The organism is Actinomycetospora sp., from assembly GCF_055612215.1.
Genome location: NZ_JBVPVA010000777.1, coordinates 1 through 5,173, shown reverse-complemented (window position 1 = coordinate 5,173; position 5,173 = coordinate 1). Strand labels below are relative to the sequence as shown.

Sequence of the window (5,173 nt, the reverse complement as noted above, 5' to 3'; positions counted from 1 at the left end):
CCGGGAGACGTACTCCCCGCCGCGGCCGTGGGTGAGCTTGTCGTCGAGGTGCACGCCGCGCAGCAGCCGCGAGATCCCGGCGCGCAGCAGGCGCGCGATGATGTAGCCGATGATCAGCACCAGCAGGGCGCCGATCACGTTGGGTACGTAGCTCAGGAACGTGGTGAAGGCGTTCTGCAGGGACTGCAGAATGTCGAAACCGCCCCCGCCGCCGGAAGGTGTCTGTTGGGCCAGCATCGCTGATGCTCCTCGCTCGAAGTGCGTGACGGGCCCCCGGATCCCCGTCTCGCGCGGTGAGAAACCGTCACGATTCCGCCGACGGGAACGCGTCGGAAACCGTTCGCGCGACCGACACGTGTCAGCCGCTCCGGGTGCGGAGAGACGAGGCGTGAAACGTCGCGGGAAGGGGATACCGCCCCGTGATCACCGGACAAGGACCCGGTGCACGTCTCGTGGGGGCATCGATGACCAGCCAGACCGGCGCAGCCGGCAGCACCACCGCCGAGGGCCGGGCGCCCTCCCCGGCATCGTCCGGATCCCCGGGCGGCGACTCCGGCCCCCGCGGCCTCTACGGGTCGCGCACCGGGGTCAACATGGCCGCGGCTGCGGCCGCCGAGACCATCGGCACCGCCATCCTCATCTTCGGGGGCACCGGCGTCGCGACCGCGGCGAGCATCGGCCGGCCCGTCGCCGGCCCGATCTACGACTCGCTGGCCACGCCGCTCGCCTTCGGCATCGCGCTGCTCGTCGTGGTGGCCGCGATCGGTCACGTCTCCGGGGGACACGTCAACCCGGCCGTCACCCTCGCCCTCGCCGTCACCGGGAAGTTCCCCTGGCGCTACGTGCCGGCCTATCTGGTCGCCCAGCTCGTCGGAGCGGTGATCGGGGCGCTCGGTGTCTGGGCCGCGTTCGGCGGGCCGGGGCGGGACGTGGCGCACCTGGCGGCGACCAGTCCGTCGTCCGGCGTCGGACCACTCCAGGCCCTCGCCGTCGAGGCGATCGTGACGTTCGTGCTCGTGTTCGCCGTGATCGCCGTCGCGACCGACGACCGCGTCGCGGACGCCGTCGCTCCCATCGCGGTCGGGGCCGCGCTCGCCGTCGGGGTGTTCGTGGCCGGCCCGGTGACCGGCGGCGCGGTCAATCCCGCCCGGGCGCTCGGACCCATGATCGTCGCGGGCCAGTTCACCGCCTGGTGGGTCTACCTCGTCGGACCGATCGTCGGCGGGATCGTCGCCGCGGTCATCTACGACAAGTTCGTGCGCAAGGCCGACGCGCCCTGATCCACTGGTGCGGTTGACGGGGGCGGGCTCGTCTGTTCACCTGGTGTTCACGGGGAGCCCGCTCCCCGTCCCCGCGGTCCAGCCGGCGGCCGTCTGACTCGTTCGCACCACGCTCGAGGACGGACCCATGGCCCTCACGGCACACCCGCTCGCGCCCCCGGCCACGTCGGCCCCCGCACCCCGGCACCACCCCTCGGACACGAGCGCCGAGCCCTGGCGGGACGCGATCACCGACTACCTGCCGCCTGCCGGACCCGACGGTTGCTGGGCCTCGAGCGGCCGGGCCGTTCCGGAGCAGGACGCCGCGCGCGGCCGCTCGTAGCCGGAGCCGCCGCCGACGAATTGCCGGCGAGCCGTCGCCGCGGCCGAGCCGGGGGGCAGGGAACGCGCGAATGGCGCCCGGAGTCGTGGCCGGTGCGCCTCCGGGATGTGCGTCGGACGAATCGTCCACCGTTCCCGGAAATGCGGACGGGGCCTGCCGCCATCCACCCCGTGGATGGTGCTCGGCAGGCCCCGACCGGTCTTCGGATTCGTCGACCGTGGCGGCGCAGCTCCCCAGTGCGCCGCCGGGCCACGGATCCCGTCCCGCCTCAGCGGGCAGGACTCAGCGGTGGTGGTGCTGCTGGTGGTGGTTGTGGTGGTGGTGGTGGTTGTGGTGCTGCTGGTGGTGCTTGTGGTGGTGGTGGTGCACCGGCGGGCAGTGGTGCGGGGCCGGCGGGCAGTGGTGCACCGGCGGGCAGTGGTGGACCGGCTGCGGGGCGGGGTGGCAGTCCACGGCGTGGATCGCGGAGCGCGACTCGTGGTGCCGGGAGTGGTGCTGACCCCGGTGCTGCTGCGGGTGCTGCGAGTGGTTCCCGCCGGGGTGGCCGGGCAGGCCACCACCACCACCACCCGGGAACCCGGGCAGGCCACCACCGCCACCCGGGAAGCCGGGCAGGCCACCACCGGGCGGCGAACCCAGGATCTGCAGGCCGGAAAGGTCCAGGTCGCCGGGGTTGCTGGGTAGAACGTCGTCGGCGGCGAACGCGGACCCTGCCGCGACACCGGCCCCCGCGAGTGTCATGGCTCCGACGACACCAACGCGTCGGATGACAGTGGAAACCATGGCTAGCTCCTCGATGTCACTGAACGCTTCTCCGCGTTCCGTGACCCCTTAAGCGCTGAGCCGTGATCTGTCGTTACGTACCTGAGTACGAGCTGGGAAAGTTACCCGAAACGGGTGAGAGACGTCGGCGAGAACCGGGACGAAAATGCACAAATCAGACAATAGTGTTCGTCAGGGTTGCCGTTCCTTCGACCGACCGCCACCGTCGGCCCCGCGATCCCCCGGTCCGTCCAGCCCTCGATCGCGACGCTGCGTGAGCACCACCAGGGCGCCGACGAGCACCAGCAGCCACATCACCTGGAGGGCGGTCGGCGCGACGAGTACCAGCACCCCGGTGGCCACGACCGCGAAGGTCAGGCTCTCCTGTTCCGGCTCCACGGCGTCCCCGATCTGTGATCCGGCCGACGTGCCCGTCCGGTTCGTGTGGTTCGCCGGCCGGAGCCCGCCGGTTCACCCGGGTACCTCCGGGGCATGGAACGCGACTTCGTCGGGCACGGCCCCGACGCCCCGCTCGAGGCCTGGCCCGACGGCTCTCTCGTCGCGGTCAACATCGTGGTCAACGTCGAGGAGGGCGCCGAGGCGGCGTGGCCCGACGGTGAGGGCAACGACGCCTGGGGCGAGTACGCGATCCCCGTCGACCCGACGATCCGCGACCTCGGGACCGAGGGGCACTACGAGTTCGGCAGTCGCGTCGGCATCTGGCGGCTCGTGCGGCTGCTCGAACGCTTCGACGCCCCCGCGACCTTCGGCGTCTGTGCCCGCGCCCTCGAGCGCAACCCTCCGTTCGCGGCGTGGTTGCGGGCGAGCGGGCACGACGTCATGGGCCACGGCTACCGGTGGGCCGAGGTGACGCGGATGAGCGAGGACGAGGAACGCGCCGACCTCGAGCACGCGATGCGGGTGCTCCCCGGGCTCGTCGGCCGCCCGGTCCGGGGCTGGTACGTGCGGTCGTTCCCCAGCGAGCGCACCCGACGTCTCGCCGCGGCACACCCCGACCTGGTCTACGACAGTGACGCCGTCAACGACGAACTGCCCTACTGGACCGAGGTCGAGGGACGCCGCTGGCTCGTCGTGCCCTACTCGAAGGTCCACAACGACACGCGGTACTTCCTCGCGCCGACCTACGCGACGCCCCGCCACTTCGCGGAGACGCTGATCGGGGCGGCGGAGTTCCTGCTCGACGAGGCCCGCCACGGCGCCGGCGCCCGCCTCATGACGATCGGGCTGCACCCACGCTGGAGCGGCCAGGCCGCACGGGCCGCCGCCGTCCGCGACGTCCTCGCCCACCTCACGACCCGACCCGGGATCTCCCTCGTGCACCGCGAGCGCGTCGTCGAGTGGTGGACCGAGGCGACCGGGTGACCGCCCCGACGACGCCCGTCGGGGCGGTCCGCCGGGGTCAGCCGCGGAGGGACTCGATGCGGTCGAGGACGGTCTTGCGGTTGCGGGTGCGACGCTCGTAGGCGTCGACCTTGCCCAGGTCGACGGCCGAGAGCCCGCTCAGCCGCGGCACGATCTCATCCACGGTGAGGTCGTCGTACCCGGAGATCGGGAGGTCGTCGGCCGTCGCTGCGGCGCCCTTGACCTCGCCCTCGCCGGTCGCGAAGCCGGGGACCCGACGGGCCTGCTCGGCGGCCGACCCGGCCACCGCGCCGATCCCGGCGCCGACGCGCTGCAGCATCGAGGGGAAGGCTTCGGCGAGCTCGCGGGTGAAGGACGCCTGGGCCCGGGCGAGCGCCTGGACCCACTCCGCGGTGCGGTCGCCCGCGGCCTCCTCGGCCTCAGCCACGTTCTCCACCCCGCCATCGCTCCTCCTCGGCGTCGTCACGGTCGGACGCGGGCCCAGTTCCCCCACCCCCGGAAGAACTAACGCCTCCGCCGCAACGCGTTTCCCGGGCAGGGTCGAACGGGTGAGCGCGGCTACGCCTCGGGCTGCTCGTCGTGCTCGCGCGCCACGTTCCGCGCGAGTCCCCGGAGCCGTCGCCGGACGTTGACGACGAGCTGCACCGTGGCGGCCACGGCCAGGACCACCCAGAACGTCGCGCCGACGGCCGCGACGTACCCGGCCACCGTGGGCACGACCCCGGCCACCGCGAACGAGAGCCCCCCGATGAGCAGGCGCGTCGGGCGCTCGGCGATCGTGACCAGGCCGACCTCCGACATCCCCTCCGCGGCCGCGCTCCCCCGGATCGACTCGTCGAGGATCGTCAGGACCGCCGCGGCCGCGCAGAGCGGGCCCGGCGCCCCGACCAGCCACAGCCCCGCGACCATGCTGAGGTCGCCGACGCGGTCGACCAGCTGGTCCAGGACCCGTCCCCAGGCGGACGCGGAGTCGGTGATCTCGGCGACCGCCCCGTCGACCCCGTCGAGCAGCGCGACGACCACGACCAGGACCGCCGCGAGCAGCGGCCAGCGGTCGCCCAGCCCGGCGACCCCGCTGACGGCGACCGCCAGGACGGCGCCGGTGAGGGTCACCCGTGACGGCGGGACGCGCCGGCGGGCCAGCGGGGCGGCGAGCCGGTGCACGAGGCGCAGCCACGTCATGGTGGGTCGCGAGGACCGGACGTCGTACCCGCCGTGCGCGCGGGACCAGCGGTCGAGGTAGCCCTCGAGGTCATCGACGTCCACGTCCACCCACCTCCGGGGACACCTTAGGAGACGCCGTGCACGGGTCGACCACTCGACGGAACGACCCTTCCTCGTTCGGGTGCCACCACTACGCCTTGCCGTCACGGCGCGGCAGGCTTCGTCGCGCCCGGGTCACGGGGAAGAGGCCCGGGGTGGACAC

Annotated in this window: 8 protein-coding genes; 4 read left to right on the top strand and 4 right to left on the bottom strand. The window is 73.2% G+C overall.

Annotation, left to right across the window (positions count from 1 at the left end):
• Positions 1–237 (bottom strand): membrane protein (locus tag AC0CYZ_RS21320; protein ID WP_472218997.1); only part of this gene is annotated, 237 nt, incomplete at its 3' end.
• A 227-nt stretch (positions 238–464) separates the two neighbouring features.
• On the opposite strand from AC0CYZ_RS21320, the gene AC0CYZ_RS21315 reads away from it, so the two are divergent.
• The 3 genes from AC0CYZ_RS21315 to AC0CYZ_RS21305 all read left to right on the top strand — a co-directional run bounded on the left by AC0CYZ_RS21315 (position 465) and on the right by AC0CYZ_RS21305 (position 2,286).
• On the top strand, positions 465–1,280 hold the full coding sequence (locus AC0CYZ_RS21315) for an MIP/aquaporin family protein (RefSeq protein ID WP_472218995.1): 816 nt from the start codon (positions 465–467) through the stop codon (positions 1,278–1,280).
• Positions 1,281–1,407: 127 nt separating this feature from the next.
• Positions 1,408–1,602 (top strand): hypothetical protein, encoded by a 195-nt coding sequence (locus AC0CYZ_RS21310; protein WP_472218993.1) that lies wholly within the window; start codon positions 1,408–1,410, stop codon positions 1,600–1,602.
• A gap of 288 nt (positions 1,603–1,890) precedes the next feature.
• A complete protein-coding gene (locus AC0CYZ_RS21305; RefSeq protein ID WP_472218991.1) occupies positions 1,891–2,286 on the top strand; it encodes a hypothetical protein in 396 nt (131 codons plus the stop codon).
• A gap of 270 nt (positions 2,287–2,556) precedes the next feature.
• On the opposite strand, the gene AC0CYZ_RS21300 is transcribed toward AC0CYZ_RS21305, so the two are convergent.
• A complete protein-coding gene (locus AC0CYZ_RS21300; protein ID WP_472218989.1) occupies positions 2,557–2,763 on the bottom strand; it encodes a hypothetical protein in 207 nt (68 codons plus the stop codon).
• 93 nt (positions 2,764–2,856) lie between these two features.
• On the opposite strand from AC0CYZ_RS21300, the gene AC0CYZ_RS21295 reads away from it, so the two are divergent.
• The gene (locus AC0CYZ_RS21295; protein WP_472218987.1) at positions 2,857–3,747 is read left to right on the top strand and encodes a polysaccharide deacetylase family protein; all 891 of its coding nucleotides are present in this window, start codon (positions 2,857–2,859) and stop codon (positions 3,745–3,747) included.
• Between the two features lie 37 nt (positions 3,748–3,784).
• Here the strand turns inward: AC0CYZ_RS21295 and AC0CYZ_RS21290 are convergent, their stop codons facing one another.
• Both AC0CYZ_RS21290 and AC0CYZ_RS21285 read right to left on the bottom strand, forming a co-directional pair.
• Positions 3,785–4,183 carry a hypothetical protein gene (locus AC0CYZ_RS21290; protein WP_472218985.1) on the bottom strand — a complete coding sequence of 133 codons (399 nt, stop codon included), beginning with the start codon at positions 4,181–4,183 and terminating at the stop codon, positions 3,785–3,787.
• Positions 4,184–4,305: 122 nt separating this feature from the next.
• Positions 4,306–5,013 carry a CDP-alcohol phosphatidyltransferase family protein gene (locus AC0CYZ_RS21285; protein ID WP_472218983.1) on the bottom strand — a complete coding sequence of 236 codons (708 nt, stop codon included), beginning with the start codon at positions 5,011–5,013 and terminating at the stop codon, positions 4,306–4,308.
• Positions 5,014–5,173: the final 160 nt, after the last annotated feature.

Excerpts from the sequence above, each read along its gene's own strand:
- AC0CYZ_RS21310 (WP_472218993.1), top strand. The coding sequence starts at position 1,408 with ATGGCCCTCACGGCACACCCGCTCGCGCCCCCGGCCACGTCGGCCCCC.
- AC0CYZ_RS21295 (WP_472218987.1), top strand. The coding sequence starts at position 2,857 with ATGGAACGCGACTTCGTCGGGCACGGCCCCGACGCCCCGCTCGAGGCC.
- AC0CYZ_RS21315 (WP_472218995.1), top strand. The coding sequence starts at position 465 with ATGACCAGCCAGACCGGCGCAGCCGGCAGCACCACCGCCGAGGGCCGG.